Consider the following 18964-nt stretch of genomic DNA (forward strand, 5'->3'; position numbering starts at 1 on the left):
ACCGTTCCTTACGACGTTCCTTACGACGTTCCATACGATGGCTGATACGGTGTATCTCATGCCGAGAAGATCAGCGGCCCTGGACCGCGCCACACCCGAGACGATCGCCGCCGCCGCCCTGCGGATCCTCGACGAGGAGGGGCCCGCCGCGCTCAGCTTCCGCGCGCTCGCCGAGCGGCTCGACGTCTCGCACGCCACCGTCCAGCGCCGCTGCACCGACCTCGCCGGCCTGCTCGACCTGTGCACCGAACACCTCGCCGCCCAGTTGCCGGAGATCCCGGCCGCGGTGGGCTGGGCCGAGGCCACCGAGCAGCGGTTCACCGCCCTCTACCGGCTCCTCGCCGCCCACCCCGGGCTGATGATCCTGCGCGGCGGCCGCCCCTGGCTCGGCCGGCAGCTGCTCGCCCGGCTGGTGGAACCGGCGCTCGCCGACAGCGTGGCCGCCGGGATGACCCCCGCCGAGGCGATGACCGCGTACCGGCGGATGTACCTGCTGACCCTGGGCAGCGCGGCCTTCGTCGACCACCGGGACCCGGCCGCCGCCACCGCCGCCTCGCGCGCGGCGCTGGCCGCCCTGGATCCCGCCGAGTTCCCCGTGCTCTCGGGCGGGCTGGCCGACGTACTGCCCGCCCTGACCGACCACGAGGTGTACTACGGCGCCCTGCGCCAGCTGATCGAGGCGAACAGGCCCGCGGCCGGAGCCTGAGGGCGCGGTGGTGGTGGGCGGGTCCCGATCGTCCCGGGAGCACCGATCGTCCCGGGAGTGCTGATCGTCCCGGGAGTGCTGATCGTCCCGGAAGTACCGAGGGTTCCGAGAGTTTCGAACGACAGGAGTGCGGGTTCATGGAACAGCAGCTCGACGCGGTGCCGCTCGACTACGGCGCCGTGCGCGCCGCCGCCGGCCGGATCGCCGGGGCCGTGCGGCCCGTCGCGGTGATACCGGCGGGCGAGGGGATCTCGTACGCCCTGGAGTACCTCCAGCACACCGGCTCCTTCAAGGCGCGCGGCGCCCGCAACTTCCTCGCCGCCCACCGCGCCGCCGACTCCCTCCCCGACGCCGGGGTCACCATCGCCTCCGGCGGCAACGCCGGCCTCGCCTGCGCCTGGGCGGCCCGCGCCGAGGGCGTACGCGCCACCGTGTTCCTGCCGGCCACGGCCCCGCGCGTGAAGGTGGAGCGGCTGCGCGGCTACGGGGCCGACGTACGGCTCGTCGGCGACCGGTACGCCGAAGCGCTCGCCGCCTGCCGGGAGTTCGCCGCCGGCAGCGGGGCGCTGAGCAGCCACGCCTACGACCACCCGCTCATCGCCGCCGGCGCCGGGACCCTGCTCGACGAGATCCGCACCGCCCTGCCCGGCCTGGACACGGTCGTCGTCGCGGTCGGTGGAGGAGGGCTGTTCGCCGGCATCGCGACCGCCGCGCGCGAACACGGCGTACGGGTCGTCGCGGCCGAGCCGGAGAACTGCCGGGCCCTGAACGCAGCCTTCGAAGCGGGCCGCCCGGTGGACGTTCCGGTGGACTCCGTGGCCTCCGACTCGCTCGGAGCCACCAGGGTCTCCGCCGACGCGCTGGCCGCCGTGCGGGAGTCGAACGCCGTATCGGTCCTGGTACCGGACACGGCGATCACCGCTGCCCGGCGCGCGCTCTGGGACGAGCACCGCATCGTGGTCGAAGCGGGCGCGGCCACCGCCCTGGCGGCCGTACGCACCGCGCCCGGGCCGCTCGGCGAGCGGGTCGCCGTGCTGCTCTGCGGGGCCAACACCGACCCGGCGGACCTGGGCGCCACACCGTCCTGAGCGGCTGCCGCCCGCTCCCCGGTCCCCCTGCCCTCAGGCGGAGCCGTCCTCGCGGACGACGACGACCGTGCTGGCCGCGTACTGCACCACCTGCTGGCTCACCGAGCCCAGCAGTGCGCCCTTGATGCCGCCGTAGCCGCGGGTGCCGACGACCGTCAGCGCCGCTTCCTTCGATGCCTCCACCAGCACCTGCGCGGGCGAGCCGTGCTCCACCCGGCGGAAGACCGGAATGCCCGGCGAGGTGCCGACCGCCTCCGCCACGGTGTCCGCGAGCTTCTGCCGGGCGGCTTCCTCGGCGTGCACCAGCTCGGTCTGCTCGACCGGGCTGACGCCGAAGGGGTTGGTGTTCCACTCCCAGCTCATCACGGCGTGCACGCGGCCGCCGATGACCTTCGCCTGGGCCGCGGCCCAGCGCAGGGCCTGCTTCGAGTGGTTCGAACCGTCCACGCCGACGACGATCAGAGGCTCGGTGTTCTGGCTCACGATGGTTCCTCACGGTTCGTCCGAATGATCGTTCTCATCCCTGTATACACGCCGCACCCGGTCCGACCTCGAACGACGATCGTTGCGCGGACCGACGACTTTGGAGAACAGCAGGGGGGCGACCCCGTTTGCGAGAGTCGCAGGACGGGCGGGAGCCGTCCGACGGATGGGCGCCGGGTCATGGCCCGGGGCGGAAGAACGAGGAGTTCGACGTGGCGCGACGCAATGGTTGTCTGATCGGCTGTGCGGTGGCCGGGGTGCTGGGGATCGGACTGCTCGTGGCGCTGCTGTTCGGGGTGGGCAAGGTCATCGACGTGGCCGACAAGACCCTCGTCGATCAAAAGGTGTACGAGGCCGTCAAGGTCGGCGACTCCGAGACCGAGGTCCGCGCGAAGCTGCCGTCCGGCGAAAGCTTCGTCACCTCGTCCCTCAAGGACGGCGGCCCGGCCGTGCCCGAGGGCAGCCAGTGCTCCTGGTACCTGTCGGACTCCGGGAAGGGCGACACAGTGCTGCGCTTCTGCTTCAAGGACGGCAAGCTCGCCGAGAAGACCGACTACCGCGTGAAGTAGGGCCGTCGGCCCCTGCCCGCCGCGTCCGCCCCACGTGGCGCCCGCACGGCCGGGCGCCCCGCGGCGACCGGACCCACGCGGTCCTGACCGAACTCGCGGCGGGAGCGCAGCTCCTGGTCATGGACGCGCGCACACTCGACGGCCTCGCCGGCCGGCCGGGCACGGCCGCCGGCCGCGCCACCGAATCCAACGCGGTACTGCCGCACGCACTGTGCCCGGTGGCGGTGGTCCGCGTACGGGCCCAGGCCTGAGTGCTGTCCCGCAACGGACTTGGAGGGGCCGGAGAGCGGGGCGCTCCGCGATGCGGGCCCGGCGGTGCCGTATGTTTCGGCTGCCCGCCTCCGCGGCGGGCAGCCGCATGTCAATGCACCCGTGGGGGGTCCCCGTCATGTCCGCCGGTACCGCAGGACTGTCACCGCTCGGCGCGCCGCCGGCGCGCACGCTGCTCCGCTCGCCCACGGCACTGGCGACCGCGCTGACCGTGCTGTTCGGTCTGTGCGTTCTGACCCGGCTGCTCGCCGTGGCCGCCGGGGTCAACCGGTACGCGGCGATCGACGACTTCGCGGAGCCCGTGGGCCCGGGCTCCTCGGGAACACTGCTCTCCATGGCGATGAGCCTGGTCATGACGGCGATGCTCCCCACGGCGGTGGTCTTCATCGTCTGGTTCCACCGGGTCCGGGTGAATGCCGGGGTGTACGCGCGGGGGGCCTTCCGGACCGGTGCCGGATGGGCGATCGGGATCTGGTTCGTCCCGGTCGTAGGCTGGACCGTCCTGCCCTGCCTGATCGCCGCGAAGGTATGGGCGACCAGTGCGGCGAGGCTGCCCGGCCGGGCGGCGCTGACCTCGCCCGCCCCCGTCTTCGCCTGGGCCGGAACCTTCGGAGCGGCGATGCTGGCGTCCGGTGGCGCGAGCTGGTTCGCGGGCAGGGCCACGAGCGATGACTCCCTGCGCGACGCCGTCCTGCTCGGCGTGGCCGCGGACCTGCTCTACGCCGTGGCGGCGGTGGCCGCCGGCCTCTTCGTACGCCGCCTGTCGGCCATGCAGTCGGCGGGCTGAGCGACGCCCCGGCCGCGGGTGCGGGCCGGGATCATTCCGCGAGGAAGGCCGAGACGGCCGCCGTGAACTCGCAGGGCGCCGCCTGGTGGATCAAGTGGCCGTACGGGAGGGTGATCAGGCGGGCGTCCGGGATGCGGCGGGTCACTTCGTCGAAGGAGGCGGCCGGCAGGTGGCTGGCGGGGCCGCCGTACACGACCAGGGTGGGGGACGTGATGCGGGACAGGCCCGCCAGCCAGGCCGGGTCCGGACGGTCGAGCTGGGGGCGGACCGCGAGCACCATCGCCCAGTCGAAGGCGAGCTCGCCCCCGGGGCGTACGGGGGCCACGGCCTCGCGGGGGAGCGGCGCGGGGGCGTCCTCCAGGACGAGGCGCCCGATGCGGTGCGGCTGCGCGGAGGCGGCCAGGTACGCGACGACGCCGCCCATCGAGTGGCCCACCAGGTCCACCCGGTCCAGCCCGAGGGCGTCCAGGAAATCCAGTACGTCGTCCCGCATGAGCGGGAGCGAGTACGCGGACGGCCGCGCGCTGGCTCCGTGGCCGCGCAGGTCCAGCGCGAACACCCGCCGCTCCCGCGCGAGTTCGTCCCGTACGTGCGCCCAGTCGGCGGCGGTCTTCCCCAGCGCGGGGAGGAGGAGGACCGGCGGTGCGGACGGCGGGCCGGTGACCTCGTAGGCGAGGCGCACTCCGCCGTTCACCGTCACGGTGCGCTGCTCGGTCGTCCGGGTGGTGCTGGGCTTCCGCGTCATCCGCCAGAGGCTACCCGGCGGGCGGGCGGGCGGGCGGGATGGGGCGGGCGGACCGGCGGGCTGATCGGCGGGGCGGGAAGACGGGCTGATCGGCGGGAGCCGGGGCCCCGGGTGAGGGGCATGCGGGCGGGGCTCCGCCCTCGGCGATCACCCGGGCCCCGTGAACTGCGCCACAGGCGTCGGCGGAGAGGGCCCGTGGCCGGGGGGATCCCCGGATTTCCGGGAGGCGGGGCCCGACGCTCGCTTATGCACCTAGTTGCACAATAAGCGCTTGCTCAGCTAGAACAGATCCATCACCCCCGCGCGAGGAGGCACACCCCGATGAGTCCGCAGAGTTCCCAGAGCCGGTACCCGCACCTGCTGAGCCCCCTGGACCTCGGCTTCACCACCCTGCCGAACCGCGTGATCATGGGCTCCATGCACACGGGCCTCGAAGAGCACGAGCGGGGCTTCGAGCGGCTCGCCGCCTTCTACGCCGAGCGTGCCCGCGGCGGCGCCGGCCTGATCGTCACCGGCGGCATAGCCCCGAACGACGCCGGCCGCCCCTTCGAGGGGGGTGCCCGCCTCACCACCGAGGAGGAGGCCGCCGAGCACCGGGTGATCACCGACGCGGTGCACGCCGAGGGCGGGAAGATCGCGATGCAGATCCTCCACTTCGGCCGCTACGCCTACCACAAGGACCTGGTCGCCCCCAGCGCCCTCCAGGCCCCCATCAGCCCCTTCGTCCCGAACGCCCTCAGCGACGCCGAAGTCGAGCGCACCATCGAGGACTTCGTGCGCGCCGCCCGCCTCGCCAAGCTGGCCGGCTACGACGGCGTCGAGATCATGGGCTCCGAGGGCTACCTGGTCAACGAGTTCATCGCCGCCGCCACCAACAAGCGCACCGACCGCTGGGGCGGCGCCTACGAGAACCGCGTGCGCTTCCCGCTGGAGATCGTCCGGCGCACCCGCGCGGCCGTCGGCGAGGAGTTCATCCTCGTCTACCGCCTCTCGATGCTCGACCTCATCCCCGGCGGCTCCACCCTCGACGAGGTCGTCCGCCTCGCCAAGGAGGTCGAGGCGGCCGGCGCCACCATCATCAACACCGGCATCGGCTGGCACGAGGCCCGCATCCCCACCATCGCCACCTCCGTCCCGCGCGGCGCCTACACCTGGGTCACCAAGCGGCTGATGGGTGCGGTCTCCGTCCCCCTCGTCACCAGCAACCGCATCAACACCCCCGAGATCGCGGAGGAGTTGCTCGCCGACGGCCGCGCCGACCTGGTCTCGCTCGCCCGCCCCTTCCTCGCCGACGCCGATTTCGTCGCCAAGGCCGCCGCCGGGCGCTCCGAGACCATCAACACCTGCATCGGCTGCAACCAGGCCTGCCTGGACCACACCTTCAGCGGCAAGCTCACCACCTGCCTGGTCAACCCGCGCGCCTGCAACGAGACGGAACTCGTTCTGTCTCCCACGCAGTTGAAGAAGCGCGTCGCCGTCGTCGGAGCCGGCCCGGCCGGCCTCGCCTGCGCCGTCTCCGCCGCCGGACGCGGCCACGCCGTCACCCTGTACGAAGCCTCCGGCCACATCGGCGGCCAGCTCGACATCGCCCGCCGCATCCCCGGCAAGGAGGAGTTCGAGGAGACCATCCGCTACTACGGCACCCAACTCGCCGAGCACGCGGTCGAGGTCAAGCTGAACACCCGCGCCGACGTCGAGACCCTGCGCGGCTACGACGAGGTCGTCGTCGCCACCGGCGTCACCCCCCGCACCCCCGACATCGAGGGCGTCGACGGCCCGAACGTCGTCAGCTACCTCGACGTCCTGCGCGACGGCGCCCCCGTCGGGCAGCGCGTCGCCGTCCTCGGCGCCGGCGGAATCGGCTTCGACGTCGCCGAGTTCCTCACCGACAGCGGTGAAGGCGCCTCCCAGGACCCCGAGGTCTATTTCCGCCACTGGGGCGTGGACACCGCCTACACCGGCCCCGGCGGCCTCACCGCCCCCGAGCGTCCCGCCCCGCCGCGCCAGGTCCACCTGCTCCAGCGCAAGACCACCAAGGTCGGCGCCGGGCTCGGCACCACCACCGGCTGGATCCACCGCGCGGAGCTCAAGCACCGCGGTGTCGTCTCCGTCGCGGGGGCAGCGTACGACCGGATCGACGGCGAGGGCCTGCACATCACGGTGGAGGGCGAGCAGCGCCTCGTACCCGCCGACACGGTGGTCCTGTGCACCGGCCAGGAACCGCGCCGCGACCTGTACGAGGCCCTGCGCGCGGCCGGCATCGAGGCCCACCTGATCGGCGGCGCCGACGTGGCCGCCGAACTGGACGCCAAGCGGGCCATCCGCCAGGGCACGGAACTGGCCGCCGCCCTCTGAGGACCGGCTGACGCAAGGGGAGTTGTGGCGGCCCGGCCGGGCCGCCACAATCACCCGGTGACGACGCTGACACCGGCAGACGCGGACAAGATCCTCCACGACAACTTCGCCCCCTGGGTGCTAGCCCTCGGACTCACCGTCCAGGAGACCGGCCCACGGCACGCCGTACTGCGGCTGCCCTGGTCCGACACCCTCGCCCGCGACGGCGGGGGCCTCAGCGGCCAGGCCCTGATGGCCGCCGCGGACACGGCCACCGTCATCGCGATCTCCGCCGCGCGCGGGGCCTACGGTCCGATGACCACCGTCCAGCAGTCCACCAGCTTCCAGCGGCCGGTGGTCGGCACTGACGTGCTGATCGAGGTGACGATCACCAAACTCGGCAAGCGGATGGCCTTCGCCGACATCACCATGACGCCCGAGGGCGCCGGGGAACCGGCCGCGAAGGCATCGACGGTCTACGCCCTGCTGGGGTGACCGGCCCGCGGAGCGAAGCCGGGCAGGGCAGGGCCTCTCGTCCGAAGAGCCGGTTCAGCCCGCCTCCACGGTGACCGTGCGGCCCGGGGCGACGGTCGGGGTCGCGTAGGTGTAGGTCACTCCGTCCAGGACCTTGGTGCGCGCAGGCTGGGGCACCCCGTCGACCGTGAGGGTGGCGTAGGTGCCGGGGAAGCGGGCCTCCCAGGTGTAGGGGGAGGCGCCCGAGGTGTGCGTGAGGGTGGACTTCGTCGCCCCGTCGTGGCGCAGGGAGAACGTCGAGCCGCCGATCCGGAGGTCGTCGATGCGCAGCCACTGCATGCCCGAGGGCAGCCGGGACCCGGTGCTCAGGGTGAGTGCGGGTGCGTCGGGGGTGACGCCCAGCAGGCCTTCGACGGTCTGGCCGAGCAGGGTGAAGGAGACCTCGGGATAGTCCCCGTTCGTGCCCTGCTTGGTGTTCACGTGCTGGACGTCCTTGTGGTCGTAGACGTCGTTCATCCACTTCCAGCCCGTGTCATTGCGGTTGTTGCGGAAGAAGGTGTCCGGCAGGTAGGTGAGGGCCTCGATGTTGGAGGGCCGGCCCGGGCCCGAGGCCTGCTGGTCGATGTAGTCCAGGTAGGCCTCCCGGCGGGGACCGGGGTCGATGATCTGCTTCATCGGCATGAACCAGCTGTTCTCCTTGCCCCAGCCCGTCAGGGCGCGCCCGTCCGTGGTGTAACCGCGCACCATGCCCGCTCCCGAACCCGAGCCGCTCCAGATGGAGTTGAAGTACGCCTTCAGGTCCTGGGCCTTGGATTCGTACTGGTCGGCGAGCGTGCCCTCTCCCTTGGAACGGGCGAGGGAGGCCATGGCCCGGTACGCCTGGTACTGGGAGCCGATCGCGTCGCCCGCCTCGGCGAGCGGCTCGCCGCTCTGCTCGTTGTAGCTGGCGGTGCCCTGGAAGATGCCCTGGCCCGTGCCCTCGGCCACCTCGATCGCGCCGTTGTCCTTGAGTCCGTCGTGCAGGGTGACGAACTCCTCGGTGGCACGGCGGTAGAAGTTCCACAGCGTCGGATCGTCGAGGTAGGCGCGGTCCCCGCTCCAGCGGTACGCCTCCTCGGCCTTCTGCACCAGCTCGAAGGTGGCGGGCACCTCGCGGACGAAGTTCGTCGGGCTCTTGTAGTCGATCGAGAGGTACGTGGAGGTGTCGAAGTTGAAGGCCCACGCCGGGTAGTACTTGTGCGCGGGGGTGGCGGACGCGGCGAAGGAGCGGAGCATCGACTTGTTCTCCGCGTGCAGGGCGAGGACCCCCGCGCCGGACAGCTGGTGGGCCATGTCGCGCGAGTAGTAGCCGCTGCGGTTGGCGTATCCGGCCCAGTAGGAGGCGGCGTAGGTGCCGTTGCCGCTGCCGCCCGTGCGGTTCTCGTCCACGTTGAGCGGGCCCTTGGTGCCCGGCAGGTGGACCCAGCTGTTGGCCTTGCGCTTGGACCAGTCGAACATCTCGACGATCTTCGGGTCGGAGGAGCTGACCCGGGGGTCCGCGGGCGAGGCCGGTGAGAGCATCACGTCGTCGGCGTTGACCCAGGCGTCCCCGGACTCGAAGGCGATCTCCAAGGTGTCGCCGGGGGCGAGAGCGATCCGGCTGAGCGTGTAGCGCCGGTAGTTCGTGGCGCTCGGCAGGGTGAGCGTGGCGGCGACCGCGCCGTTCACCCGGGCGGTGTAGCGGCCGTTCGGCCCGCCCGTCGCGATCCAGGCGGATATGTCGTACGCCCCCCGGCCCGTGGCCGTCACCGTCTGGGACACCTTCTTCCCCGCCCCGCCGTCGAGGTACGCGAGCCGCGCCGCGCCGTGCGGGTAGTTCGTGGCGACGCCGGTACCGGAAGTGAACTGCCATCCGGTACGCCCCTGTTCGAAGCCCGGGTTGGTGACGGTCAGCAGAGCGGGGGCGGGGGCCGGCGCGGAGCCGGCGGTCGTGCCCGTCGGCTCCGCCGCCGCGGCCGCGCCGCCGAGGGTGAGCGGGGCGAGCGGGAGGAGCAGGGCGAGGGCGGACAGGAGTGGCACGCGGGAACGCGTCATCGGGTTCTCCCTGGTGTGGGTGGGCCGGTCCGGAATTGCGCCGGGCGGCGCGGGGCTGGACGGGCAGGGCGGCGCGGGCGGCACGCTAGCAACGGCTGATGAGAGTTTGCAATGGATTCGCCAGAATGAGCTGCGGGATCTAACTGAAAGATTTCATCGAACTCTTGCAAGTCAGAAGACGGCGTGGCTACAGTCCTGGCCAGTCGGCTTCCGCAACGGTGCGCGAACAGGGGTGGGTCAGGTATGGAACTGGAACGTCGAAGAGTGCTGCGGACGGTTGGGGCCATCGCCGCGGGGGCCGGATCCCTCGCCGGCCTGACCGCCTGTTCGGGCACGGGCGCGGGCACCGATAGCGCGGGCGGTCGCGGCGGGGCCGCGGGCGAGAAGGACAAGGGCCGGATCACGGTCTGGTCCTGGCAGGGGCCCGCCGCCGAAATGAAGGCCCTCGTACCGGAGTTCAACAAGACGTACCCCGGCATCGAGGTGAGGGTCGAGGACATCGGGAACCCGGCCATCTGGGACAAGATCACCACCGGGCTCGCGGCCGGGGGCCAGGGACTCGCCGACGTCCTGCACATCGGCGTCGACTACCTGCCCGGCTACGTGGAGAAGTTCCCCGGCGGCCTCGCCGACCTCGGCCCGCTCGGCGCGAACATCCACCGGGACGCGTTCGCCCAGGGGATGTGGCAGACCGTGTCCCCCGACGGCAAGCGCGTCAACGCCCTTCCCTGGGAGGCGAATTCGGCGGGCTTCTACTACCGCGCCGACCTCTTCGAGAAGGCAGGAGTCGACGCCGGCGCCCTGCAGACCTGGGAGGAGACCATCGAGGCCGGCAAGGAGATCAAAGCGAAGACCGGTGCCCACCTCCTGGGCATCGACAAGCCCGCCTCCCAGGCCGATGCCGCCAACTTCTTCCAGATGCTGCTCCAACTCCAGGGCGCCTTCTACTTCGACCTCGCCGGGAACATCACCCTCGACTCCCCGGAAGCCGTGAAGGCCATGACGCTCATCAAGACGATGAACGACGCCGGCCTGGTCAGCGACCTCGCCGGAGGCTGGAACGCCCTGATGAGCTCGCTGAAGCAGGGGACCGCCGCCGTCCTGCCGATGCCCACCTGGTTCGGCGGCATCATCGAGGAGCAGGTCCCCCAGGAAGCCGGCCGGTGGAAGGTCCGGCTGCCCCCGGCCGTGCGCCGGGGCGGCTCCACCGGGGCCACGGTCAACTCCACCCACCTCGCGGTGGCGGGCAGCAGCAAGCAGCAGGCCGCGGCCTGGTCCTTCATCGAGTTCGTCCTCACCCGTCCGGCCTCCCAGGTGAAGATCTACCGGGGCAAGGGCATCGCCCCCGCCCTGCTGAAGGCCTACGAGGACGCGGTCTTCCACGAGCCGTCCGCCTTCTTCAGCGGCCAGAAGAAGGGCGAGGTGTTCCTCCAGGCGCTCAAGGCCCCCTCGTCCGCCTTCAATTACACCGCCGACTACGCCCGCGCCCTCAAGCTGGTCACCGACGCCCAGTCCAAGGTGCTGCTGAGCGGAGCCGACCCGGCGAAGGTGCTCAAGGAGGCCGCCGACCAGCTCGGCCGGCAGACCGGACGCAAGGTCTCCCGGTGACGGCAGCGCTCACCGGCCGCGCGTCCCGGGCCGTCCCCGCACGCGGGACGGCCCGGCGGCCCCGGGCACGCCGGCGCGTGGCCCCGTACCTCTTCGTCCTGCCCGCACTGCTCCTCTTCGCCGCCTTCAAGCTCTACCCCATCGGCCGGTCCTTCGTGATCAGCCTCCACAGGACCGCCGGCGGGACCGAGCAGTTCGTCGGCGCCGACAACTACACGCGGCTGCTCGACGATCCGCTGTTCTGGACCGCCCTGAAGAACACCGCGGTGATCCTCGCCGTCCAGGTGCCGGTCATGCTGGCCCTCGCCACCGGACTCGCCGTGGCCCTCAACTCCACCGCGCTGCGCGCCCGCGCCGTCTTCCGGCTCGGTTTCTTCCTCCCGATGGTCACCGGCCTGGTCGCCTACGGGATCGTCTTCTCCGTCCTGCTGAACAAGGACTACGGCCTGGTCAACTGGCTGACCGGGCTCGTCGGCCTGGACCCGGTGCCCTGGCTGACCGACCCCCTGTGGGCGAAAATCTCCTTGGGTCTGGCACTGACCTGGCACTACACCGGCTACAACGCGGTGATCCTGCTCGCCCGCCTGCAGTCCGTGCCCGCCGAGCTCTACGACGCCGCGGCCGTGGACGGGGCCGGCGCCTGGAACTCCTTCCGTCACGTCACCCTGCCGGGCCTGCGGCCCGCGCTGCTGCTCACCACGGTGCTGTCCACCATCGGCACCCTGCAGATCTTCGACGAGCCCTACGTGCTCACCGGAGGCGGCCCGGACAACGCCACCCTGACCATCGGCGTGTACCTCTACCAGAACGCCTTCAAGTACTTCGACTTCGGATACGCCTCCGCCATCGCCTACGCCCTCGCCGTCCTCATCGGCATCCTCGGCGTGATCCAGTTCCGCTTCCTGGGGGAGAAGTCATGACAGCCGCCCGCCACCGCGGCAGGAGCATCCTGCTCACCTCCGGACTCGCCATCGCACTGGCCGCCGTCCTCATCCCCTTCTACTGGCTCGTGGTCGCCGCCACCCACAGCTCCGGGGAGATCTTCGACAGCCCGCCACCGCTGCTGCCCGGCGACCACCTGGTGGAGAACCTCCACACCCTCCAGGACACCGCCCAGTTCGGCCGGGTGGTCCTCAACTCCCTTCTCATCGCGGTGATCTACACCCTGTGCGCGGGCGCCGTGTGCACGCTGGCGGGCTACGGCTTCGCCAAGTACCGCTTCCGTGGCCGCGAGGCGCTGTTCGGACTGCTCATGCTCGGGCTCGTGGTCCCGGCCCAGGTCACCCTCGTTCCCCTGTTCCAGCTGATGGCCGAACTGCGCTGGCTCGGCACGTACCAGGCCGTGATCATGCCGAACCTGGCCCTGCCCTTCGGCATCTTCCTGATGCGCCAGTCGATGGCCGCGCTCCCCGACGAACTCCTCGACTCGGGGCGCATGGACGGCTGCGGCGAACTGCGGCTGTTCTGGCGGGTGGTGCTCCCGCCCATGAGGCCAGCGCTGGCCGCCCTGGCGATCTTCCTCTTCCTGTTCCAGTGGAACGACTTCATCTGGCCGCTGATCGTCCTGCGCGACAGCGCCACCTTCACCGTCCCGGTGGCCCTCGCCTCCCTCCAGGGCCTCGACGAGACCGACTACGGAGCGATCCTCGCCGGAACCGCGGCCGCCGCGATCCCGATGGCCCTCGTATTCCTCGCGCTCCAGCGCCAGTTCGTGTCCGGCCTGCTCGCCGGCGCCGTGAAGGAGTGACCGTGACCGCGCACACCCCCGCCGCCCCCGCGGAGGCCGCCGAGCCCGCGACCGCCGCCGAGCCGGTGACCGCCGTCGAGTCTGCGACCTCCGCCGGGCCTGCGACCTCCGCCGAGCCAGTGGCCCACGCCGAGCCCGTCACCACCGCGGGGCTGGCTCCCGCCGTCGAGGAGGCGCTGCTCGACGGGGTCTCGCTCGCCGTCCTCGCCCATGCGCCCGGCGTCCACCCGGGCTGGACCCTGGCCGAACTCCCCGGCGGGCTGAGGATGCTGGAGGTGCGGGCCGACGGCGCCCCCGTCGAGATCCGCTTCTCCGTGCCCCTCGGCGACGCCGCCGGGTACTGGCACCCGCAGGGCGGCTGGCGGCGCACCCTCCTCGCCGACTGGGAGGGCCGCTCCCGGGTCTCGCTGGTCGACGGACACGCCGCCGGATGCCTCTACGACCACGGCGGCGCCACCCTGCTCACCTTCGCCGCCGCCGACCCGGTACCCGAGGCGGTGCTCCGCTTCGGGGTCTCCGAGGAGAACGACACCCACGTCGTCCACCTCCGCCTGCCCGCCGCACGGCAGGCCCACCGGATCCTGCTCGTCCCCCGCTCGCCCTCGGTGGCACGGGCCATGCGGGCCCTGCGGACCTGGTTCGACGCCGAGCTCGCCCCCGCGCCGGTGCCCGACGCGGCCCGTACCCCCGTCTACTCCACCTGGTACGCCTTCAACCAGGACGTCAGTGCCGCCGCCGTCGAAACCCAGGCCGAACTGGCGGCCGGACTCGGCTGCGGAGCGCTGATCCTCGACGACGGCTGGCAGGAGCAGGGCCACGGACGCGGCTACGCCGGCTGCGGGGACTGGGAGCCGGACCGGGCCAAGTTCCCCGATTTCGCCGGACACGTGGCCCGGGTCCGGGCCCACGGGCTGAGCTACCTCGCCTGGGTCGCGCCCCTGCTGCTCGGCGCCGACGCCGCCTGCCACGACCGCTGGGCCGCCTGCGCGCCCGCCCCCGCCACCGTGCCCGGCGCGCACGTGCTCGACCCCCGCCGCCCCGAGGTCCGCGCGCACGTCGTCGGGCTCTGCGTCCGGCTGGTCCGGGCGTACGGGCTCGACGGACTCAAGCTCGACTTCCTCGACCAGGCCATGGCGTACGCGGGCGACGGCGCGGGAGACGTCGGCGTGGCGATGGTGGCCCTGCTGACGGAACTGCGCGCGGCCCTGGAAGCCGTACGCCCGGGCGTGCTGCTGGAGCTGCGCCAGCCCTACACCGGTCCCGGCATGGCCCCCTTCGGCAACATGCTGCGCTCCTTCGACTGCCCGGCGGACGCCACCGCGAACCGGGTCCGCACCCTCGACACCGCACTGCTCGCCGTCGGCGGGGCCGTCCACTCCGACATGCTCCTGTGGTCGCCCGAGGCGCCCGTGGAGGTGGTGGCCCGGCAGCTCATCGGGGCCCTGCACGCGGTGCCGCAGATCTCCGTACGGCTGGACGGGCTGCCGGCGGCGCACCGGGAGGCGGTCGGGTTCTGGCTGGGGCGCTGGCGCCTCCACCGGGAGCTGCTGCTCGACGGAGAAGTGGAGCCGGGCCGGCCCGACGAGCTCTACCCGCTGGTGCGGGCGAGCGCCGGGGACCACTGCCTGCTGAGCGTGCACGGCGATCGCGTCGTCCCGCTGGACTTCTCCGCGTACAGCCGTTTCGACCTGGTCAACGGCTCGGACCGGGACCGGCTGATGGTCGAGGTGCTGGGCGGCGGCGGCCGGATCCGGGGAGTGGTCCACGGCCCTGACGGCCGTATCATGGACGGTCCGCCGTCGTACCTGCCGGAGGGAGCACGCTCGCTGGCGGTGCCGCGCGGCGGTCTGGTATCGCTCACGATCACGGAAGGACCGCGATGAAGGTCGGGATCACCGAGGTCGCCGCTCGCGCCCAGGTCAGCGAGGCGACCGTCAGCCGGGTGATCAACCGACGCCAGGGCGTGTCGAAGAAGACCCGGGACGCGGTCGAACAAGCCATGGCGGACGTCGGGTACGAACGGCAGACCCAAGGCCAACTGGTCGCGGTCATCACCGAGTTCGTATCGAACCCGTTCTTCGCCGACGTCGCCGAGCGCATCGAGTCGGCGCTCGCCCCGCACGGACTCAAGACCATTCTGTGCCCGGCCTTCCCGGGCGGGGTCCAGGAGCGGGACTTCATCTCCGCGCTCGTCGACAAGGGCGTCGCGGCCGTCGTCTTCCTCTCCGCCTCCAACACCGTCGAGGGCGCCGACACCGAGACGTACGAACTGCTGCGCCAGCGCCGGGTCCCGTACGTCGGCATCAACGGGGAGTTCGCGGACGGGGTGGCGACCCCGGTCTTCTCCACCGACGACGCGCTCGCCGCGGAGCTGGCGGTCGACCACCTCCACCGGCTGGGTCACCGCAGGATCGGGATGGCCTCGGGCCCGGCCGGCAACCAGCCCGCCGACCGCCGGGTGCGGGGCTTCGTCGAGGCCATGGCCAAGCGGGGCATCGAGGAGCCGGAGCGCTGGGTGATCCGGCAGTCCTACACGGTGGAGGGCGGCCAGGCCGCCGTCGGCCCGCTCCTCGCCCTGGGCGCCACCGCGATCGTGGCCGCCAGCGACTACATGGCCCTCGGGGCGATCCGGGGCATCCGGCGGCAGGGGCGCACCGTGCCCGGGGACGTATCGGTCGTGGGCTACGACGGCTCGTCCATCACCGAGTTCACCGACCCGCCCCTGACCACGGTGCGCCAGCCCGCGGACCGGCTGGCCCTGGAGGTCGGGCGCAGCGTACTGGCCCTGGTCAGCAACCGGGACGTGCCCACGGGGGAGCTGCTGTTCGACCCCGAACTGGTCATCCGGGCGACCACCGGGCCGGCCCCCGCGGAGCCCGGGGTTTGATCCGGTCCGGACTCAGGGCCGTTCCTCGCCCGCGATGAGGAGTTCGCCCACTTCTTCCGTGAGGGCGGCGCGGGCGGGGGCGGGCAGGCCGGCGTCGGTGACGAACCAGTCGGCCTGGTGGAGTGCGGCGAAGCCGCTGAGGCCGACCACGCCCCATTTGCTGTGGTCCGCCACGACGGCGACCCGGCGCGCGGAGGCGACCAGGGCCCGGTTGGTCTGGGCCTCCATGAGGTTCGGGGTGGTCAGCCCGGCGCCCTGCGCCACTCCGTGCGCGCCGAGGAAGAGCAGGTCCACGTGGAGCGAGGCGATCGCCAGGTCGGCGAGCGGTCCGACCAGGGCGGCCGAGGGCGTGGGAGAGCCGCCGGTGAGCAGCAGGGCGGGGGCGCCGGCTCCGCGTTCGCGGCCGTCGGCCCACACCAGTTCCGCCACCGGCAGGGAGTTGGTGACGATCGTGAGCCGCGGGACCCCGAGCAGCCGGGCGGCGACGGCGTGCGCGGTGGTGCCCCCCGAGATCGCGACGACGCTGCCCGGTTCCACCAGGGTCGCGGCCGTGTCCGCGATGGCCGCCTTGGCGTCTCCCTCCAGATCCGACTTGGCCTCGAACCCGGGCTCGTGCCCGCTCGCCCCGGCCGGGGCGACGGCTCCGCCGTGGACCTTCTCCACGACGCCGCGCCGGGCGAGGGCGTCCAGGTCCCGGCGGACGGTCATGTCCGAGACGCCGAACTGCCCGACCAGGTCCGCCACCCGCACAGCGCCCTCGCGCCGGACCGCGTCCAGGATGAGAGCGCGTCGCTGGTGGGCCAGTTGGGCAGCCTGTTCGGCCACGGGTCGCTCCCGGGAATCGGCGAATCGGGTCAGAAGGCAGCAAGATAACACGGCAATGTTGTTGAAGTCTGGGGGAAAGTCCAGCGTGGGGTGGTGGAAAATGTTCGAGAGTGTTTATTCTCGGTGGGTGAAGAAGACCCTCGCGAAACTCGCGGACGGCCGCGAACTGATCTACTTCGACACCGACGAAGATGCCGTGCGCGACGCGCCCGACCTGCGCCCGCTCGATCCGGTGGACAGCCGGCCGGAACTGCGGCGGGACGAGGCCACCGGTGACTGGATCACCATCGCCTCCCACCGCCAGAACCGGATCTACCACCCGCCCGCCGGCGAATGCCCGCTCTGCCCCTCCCGGGACGGCCGGCTCAGCGAGATCCCCGCCGCCGACTACGAGGTGGCCGTCTTCGAGAACCGCTTCCCCTCCCTCGCGGGCGAGGCCGGACGCTGCGAAGTCGTCTGCTTCACCCCCGACCACGAAGCCGGCTTCGCCGACCTCACCCCGGCCGCCGCCCGGCTGGTCCTGGACGCGTGGACCGACCGCACCGCGGAACTCTCCGCCCTCCCCGGTGTCGAGCAGGTGTACTGCTTCGAGAACCGGGGAGCCGAGATCGGAGTGACCCTCGCCCACCCGCACGGCCAGATCTACGCCTTCCCCTTCGTCACGCCGCGCACCGCCAAGATGACGGCCGCCGCCGAGGCGCACCGCGCCGCCACCGGCAGCAACCTCTTCGAGGACCTCCTCTCCGGGGCCCGTGCCGCCACCGAGCGGGTGGTGACGGCCGGGGAGCACTGGACCGCCTTCGTCCCCTACGCGGCCCGCTGGCCGTACGAGGTCCACCTCTACCCGCACCGCCGGGTCCCCGACCTGACCTGCCTCACCGAAGCCGAGCGGGCCGAGTTCCCCGGCATCTACCTCGACCTGCTGCGCCGCTTCGACCGGCTGTTCCCCGTACCGGAGTCGAAGGCGGAGCGGCCGCAAGGGCCGCCGCCCACCCCGTACATCTCCGCGTGGCACCAGGCGCCCCGCACCCGCGGGGAGGAACTGGCCCTGCACGTGGAGCTGTTCACCGTCCGCAGGACCCCCGACAAGCTCAAGTTCCTCGCCGGGACGGAGTCCGGGACGGAGGCCTTCATCAACGACGTGGCACCCGAGACGGCCGCCCGACGCCTGCGGGAGGCCCTCGCGTGAACCGGACCGAGCAGGCCGCGGGCACCTTCGCGAAGCACTTCGGTGGCTCCCCCGACGGGATCTGGGCGGCGCCCGGCCGGGTCAACCTGATCGGTGAACACACCGACTACAACGACGGGTTCGCCCTCCCCATCGCCCTCCCGCAGACCACCCTGCTCGCCGCCCGCGCCCGTACGGACGGCCGGCTGCTCCTGCACAGCGCGCAGGGCGACGGCCGGATCACCGAACTGGCCGTGGCCGCCCTGGCCCCCGGCACCGTGCCGGGCTGGGCCGCGTACCCGGCCGGAGTGGTCTGGGCCCTCGCCGGGGCCGGACACCCGGTCGGGGGTGCGGACCTCCACTTCGACAGCACGGTGCCCACCGGCGCGGGCCTCTCCTCCTCCGCCGCGCTGGAATGCGCGGTGGCCGTCGCCTACGACGAGCTGTACGGACTGCGGCTGCCCGGGCCCGAACTGGCCCGGATCGCCCAGCGGGCGGAGAACGCCTTCGCCGGCGTCCCCTGCGGGATCATGGACCAGATGGCCTCCGTGTGCTGCACCACGGGGTCCGCCCTCCACCTCGACGCCCGCACCCCGGAGCTCCACCGGCAGGTGCCCCTCGACCTCCCGGGGCAGGGGCTCGGACTGCTCGTGATCGACACCCGGGTCTCCCACGACCTGGGCGACGGGGCGTACGCGGCCCTGCGCGCGGGCTGTGAACGGGCGGCGGGGCTGCTCGGCCTGCGCGCCCTGCGGGACCTGCCCGCCGGGGACCTCGCGGGGGCGCTGCGCGACCTCCCGGCGGAACTCGTACCGCTGGTCCGCCACGTGGTGACCGAGAACGGCCGGGTCTCCGAGGCCGTCGCCCGGCTCCGGGCGGACGACGCGGCCGCCCTCGGCCCGATCCTCACCGCCGGTCACGCGTCGCTCCGCGACGACTACCGGGTCTCCTGCCCGGAGACCGACCTCGCGGTGAGCGCCGCACTGGGCGCCGGGGCCCTCGGCGCCCGGATGACGGGCGGCGGCTTCGGCGGCTCCGTCATCGCGCTGGTGGAGGCGGGGCGCGAGGAAGCGGTCGGCGGCTCCGTCACGGCGGCCTTCGGCGCGGCCGGCCACCGGCTCCCGCGGCTCCTCACCGTCACCCCGGCGGCGGGCGCCCGGCGGCTTGAGCCGGGGCCGGGGCCGGGGGAGTAGGCCGGCC

The 18964-nt window shown here is 72.7% G+C and carries 18 protein-coding genes; 14 read left to right on the forward strand and 4 right to left on the reverse strand.

The genetic code is table 11. The features are described from left to right. The first annotated feature begins 58 nt into the window (after positions 1-58). Both ABZY57_RS01190 and ABZY57_RS01195 read left to right on the forward strand, forming a co-directional pair. Positions 59-706 carry a TetR/AcrR family transcriptional regulator gene (locus tag ABZY57_RS01190; protein WP_356506898.1) on the forward strand — a complete coding sequence of 216 codons (648 nt, stop codon included), beginning with the start codon at positions 59-61 and terminating at the stop codon, positions 704-706. A gap of 137 nt (positions 707-843) precedes the next feature. Further along, the gene (locus ABZY57_RS01195) at positions 844-1794 is read left to right on the forward strand and encodes a serine/threonine dehydratase (RefSeq protein ID WP_356506900.1); all 951 of its coding nucleotides are present in this window, start codon (positions 844-846) and stop codon (positions 1792-1794) included. 33 nt (positions 1795-1827) lie between these two features. On the opposite strand, the gene ABZY57_RS01200 is transcribed toward ABZY57_RS01195, so the two are convergent. Next, positions 1828-2277 (reverse strand): universal stress protein, encoded by a 450-nt coding sequence (locus ABZY57_RS01200; RefSeq protein ID WP_356506902.1) that lies wholly within the window; start codon positions 2275-2277, stop codon positions 1828-1830. A 212-nt stretch (positions 2278-2489) separates the two neighbouring features. Here ABZY57_RS01200 and ABZY57_RS01205 point away from each other — a divergent pair, with 212 nt between their 5' ends. The 3 genes from ABZY57_RS01205 (at position 2490) to ABZY57_RS01215 (ending at position 3903) form a co-directional block, all read left to right on the forward strand. After that, positions 2490-2846 (forward strand): hypothetical protein, encoded by a 357-nt coding sequence (locus tag ABZY57_RS01205; RefSeq protein WP_356506904.1) that lies wholly within the window; start codon positions 2490-2492, stop codon positions 2844-2846. 119 nt (positions 2847-2965) lie between these two features. Continuing rightward, complete coding sequence (locus tag ABZY57_RS01210; RefSeq protein ID WP_356506906.1) at positions 2966-3097, forward strand: hypothetical protein; 132 nt, start codon at positions 2966-2968, stop codon at positions 3095-3097. A 137-nt stretch (positions 3098-3234) separates the two neighbouring features. Next, entirely contained in the window at positions 3235-3903 is a 669-nt protein-coding gene (locus tag ABZY57_RS01215; RefSeq protein WP_356506908.1) for a DUF4328 domain-containing protein, read from the forward strand. 31 nt (positions 3904-3934) lie between these two features. Here the strand turns inward: ABZY57_RS01215 and ABZY57_RS01220 are convergent, their stop codons facing one another. Further along, complete coding sequence (locus tag ABZY57_RS01220; RefSeq protein WP_356506910.1) at positions 3935-4648, reverse strand: alpha/beta fold hydrolase; 714 nt, start codon at positions 4646-4648, stop codon at positions 3935-3937. 321 nt (positions 4649-4969) lie between these two features. Here ABZY57_RS01220 and ABZY57_RS01225 point away from each other — a divergent pair, with 321 nt between their 5' ends. Both ABZY57_RS01225 and ABZY57_RS01230 read left to right on the forward strand, forming a co-directional pair. Next, a complete protein-coding gene (locus ABZY57_RS01225) occupies positions 4970-7003 on the forward strand; it encodes an NADPH-dependent 2,4-dienoyl-CoA reductase (RefSeq protein ID WP_356506912.1) in 2034 nt (677 codons plus the stop codon). 57 nt (positions 7004-7060) lie between these two features. Next, positions 7061-7477, forward strand: coding sequence for a PaaI family thioesterase (locus ABZY57_RS01230; RefSeq protein ID WP_356506914.1), 417 nt, complete (start codon positions 7061-7063; stop codon positions 7475-7477). A gap of 54 nt (positions 7478-7531) precedes the next feature. Here ABZY57_RS01230 and ABZY57_RS01235 read toward each other — a convergent pair whose 3' ends face one another. Then, on the reverse strand, positions 7532-9529 hold the full coding sequence (locus ABZY57_RS01235) for a hypothetical protein (protein WP_356506916.1): 1998 nt from the start codon (positions 9527-9529) through the stop codon (positions 7532-7534). A 243-nt stretch (positions 9530-9772) separates the two neighbouring features. On the opposite strand from ABZY57_RS01235, the gene ABZY57_RS01240 reads away from it, so the two are divergent. The 5 genes from ABZY57_RS01240 to ABZY57_RS01260 are packed head-to-tail and all read left to right on the forward strand — an operon-like array spanning position 9773 to position 15771. Beyond that, positions 9773-11137, forward strand: a complete 1365-nt coding sequence (locus tag ABZY57_RS01240; protein ID WP_356506918.1) for a sugar ABC transporter substrate-binding protein — start codon at positions 9773-9775, stop codon at positions 11135-11137. After that, entirely contained in the window at positions 11134-12057 is a 924-nt protein-coding gene (locus ABZY57_RS01245) for a sugar ABC transporter permease (protein WP_356506920.1), read from the forward strand. Before ABZY57_RS01240 ends, ABZY57_RS01245 begins: the two co-directional genes overlap by 4 nt. Further along, entirely contained in the window at positions 12054-12884 is an 831-nt protein-coding gene (locus tag ABZY57_RS01250; protein ID WP_356506922.1) for a carbohydrate ABC transporter permease, read from the forward strand. Before ABZY57_RS01245 ends, ABZY57_RS01250 begins: the two co-directional genes overlap by 4 nt. 2 nt (positions 12885-12886) lie before the next feature. Further along, positions 12887-14767 (forward strand): glycoside hydrolase family 36 protein, encoded by a 1881-nt coding sequence (locus tag ABZY57_RS01255; protein ID WP_356506924.1) that lies wholly within the window; start codon positions 12887-12889, stop codon positions 14765-14767. Then, positions 14764-15771 (forward strand): LacI family DNA-binding transcriptional regulator, encoded by a 1008-nt coding sequence (locus tag ABZY57_RS01260; protein ID WP_356506926.1) that lies wholly within the window; start codon positions 14764-14766, stop codon positions 15769-15771. The genes ABZY57_RS01255 and ABZY57_RS01260 overlap by 4 nt, the downstream gene beginning before the upstream one ends. Positions 15772-15783: 12 nt before the next feature. On the opposite strand, the gene ABZY57_RS01265 is transcribed toward ABZY57_RS01260, so the two are convergent. Next, entirely contained in the window at positions 15784-16596 is an 813-nt protein-coding gene (locus ABZY57_RS01265; RefSeq protein WP_356506928.1) for a DeoR/GlpR family DNA-binding transcription regulator, read from the reverse strand. A gap of 127 nt (positions 16597-16723) precedes the next feature. Between ABZY57_RS01265 and galT the strand changes: the two genes are divergently transcribed. Together galT and galK are read left to right on the forward strand one after the other, a co-directional pair. Next, positions 16724-17785, forward strand: a complete 1062-nt coding sequence (gene galT, locus ABZY57_RS01270) for a galactose-1-phosphate uridylyltransferase (protein ID WP_356506930.1) — start codon at positions 16724-16726, stop codon at positions 17783-17785. Next, complete coding sequence (gene galK / locus ABZY57_RS01275) at positions 17782-18957, forward strand: galactokinase (RefSeq protein ID WP_356506932.1); 1176 nt, start codon at positions 17782-17784, stop codon at positions 18955-18957. The genes galT and galK overlap by 4 nt, the downstream gene beginning before the upstream one ends. Positions 18958-18964 lie beyond the last annotated feature (7 nt).

The sequence above is a fragment of the Streptomyces sp. NPDC006450 genome (assembly GCF_040612195.1).
Lineage (GTDB): Bacteria > Actinomycetota > Actinomycetes > Streptomycetales > Streptomycetaceae > Streptomyces.

Bases quoted from the DNA above. Each gene is read 5' to 3' on its own strand.
- ABZY57_RS01210 (WP_356506906.1), top strand. From the start codon at position 2,966: ATGGACGCGCGCACACTCGACGGCCTCGCCGGCCGGCCGGGCACGGCC.
- ABZY57_RS01250 (WP_356506922.1), top strand. From the start codon at position 12,054: ATGACAGCCGCCCGCCACCGCGGCAGGAGCATCCTGCTCACCTCCGGA.
- ABZY57_RS01190 (WP_356506898.1), top strand. From the start codon at position 59: ATGCCGAGAAGATCAGCGGCCCTGGACCGCGCCACACCCGAGACGATC.
- ABZY57_RS01235 (WP_356506916.1), bottom strand. From the start codon at position 9,529: ATGACGCGTTCCCGCGTGCCACTCCTGTCCGCCCTCGCCCTGCTCCTC.
- ABZY57_RS01225 (WP_356506912.1), top strand. From the start codon at position 4,970: ATGAGTCCGCAGAGTTCCCAGAGCCGGTACCCGCACCTGCTGAGCCCC.
- ABZY57_RS01220 (WP_356506910.1), bottom strand. From the start codon at position 4,648: ATGACGCGGAAGCCCAGCACCACCCGGACGACCGAGCAGCGCACCGTG.
- ABZY57_RS01260 (WP_356506926.1), top strand. From the start codon at position 14,764: ATGAAGGTCGGGATCACCGAGGTCGCCGCTCGCGCCCAGGTCAGCGAG.
- ABZY57_RS01195 (WP_356506900.1), top strand. From the start codon at position 844: ATGGAACAGCAGCTCGACGCGGTGCCGCTCGACTACGGCGCCGTGCGC.
- ABZY57_RS01240 (WP_356506918.1), top strand. From the start codon at position 9,773: ATGGAACTGGAACGTCGAAGAGTGCTGCGGACGGTTGGGGCCATCGCC.
- ABZY57_RS01215 (WP_356506908.1), top strand. From the start codon at position 3,235: ATGTCCGCCGGTACCGCAGGACTGTCACCGCTCGGCGCGCCGCCGGCG.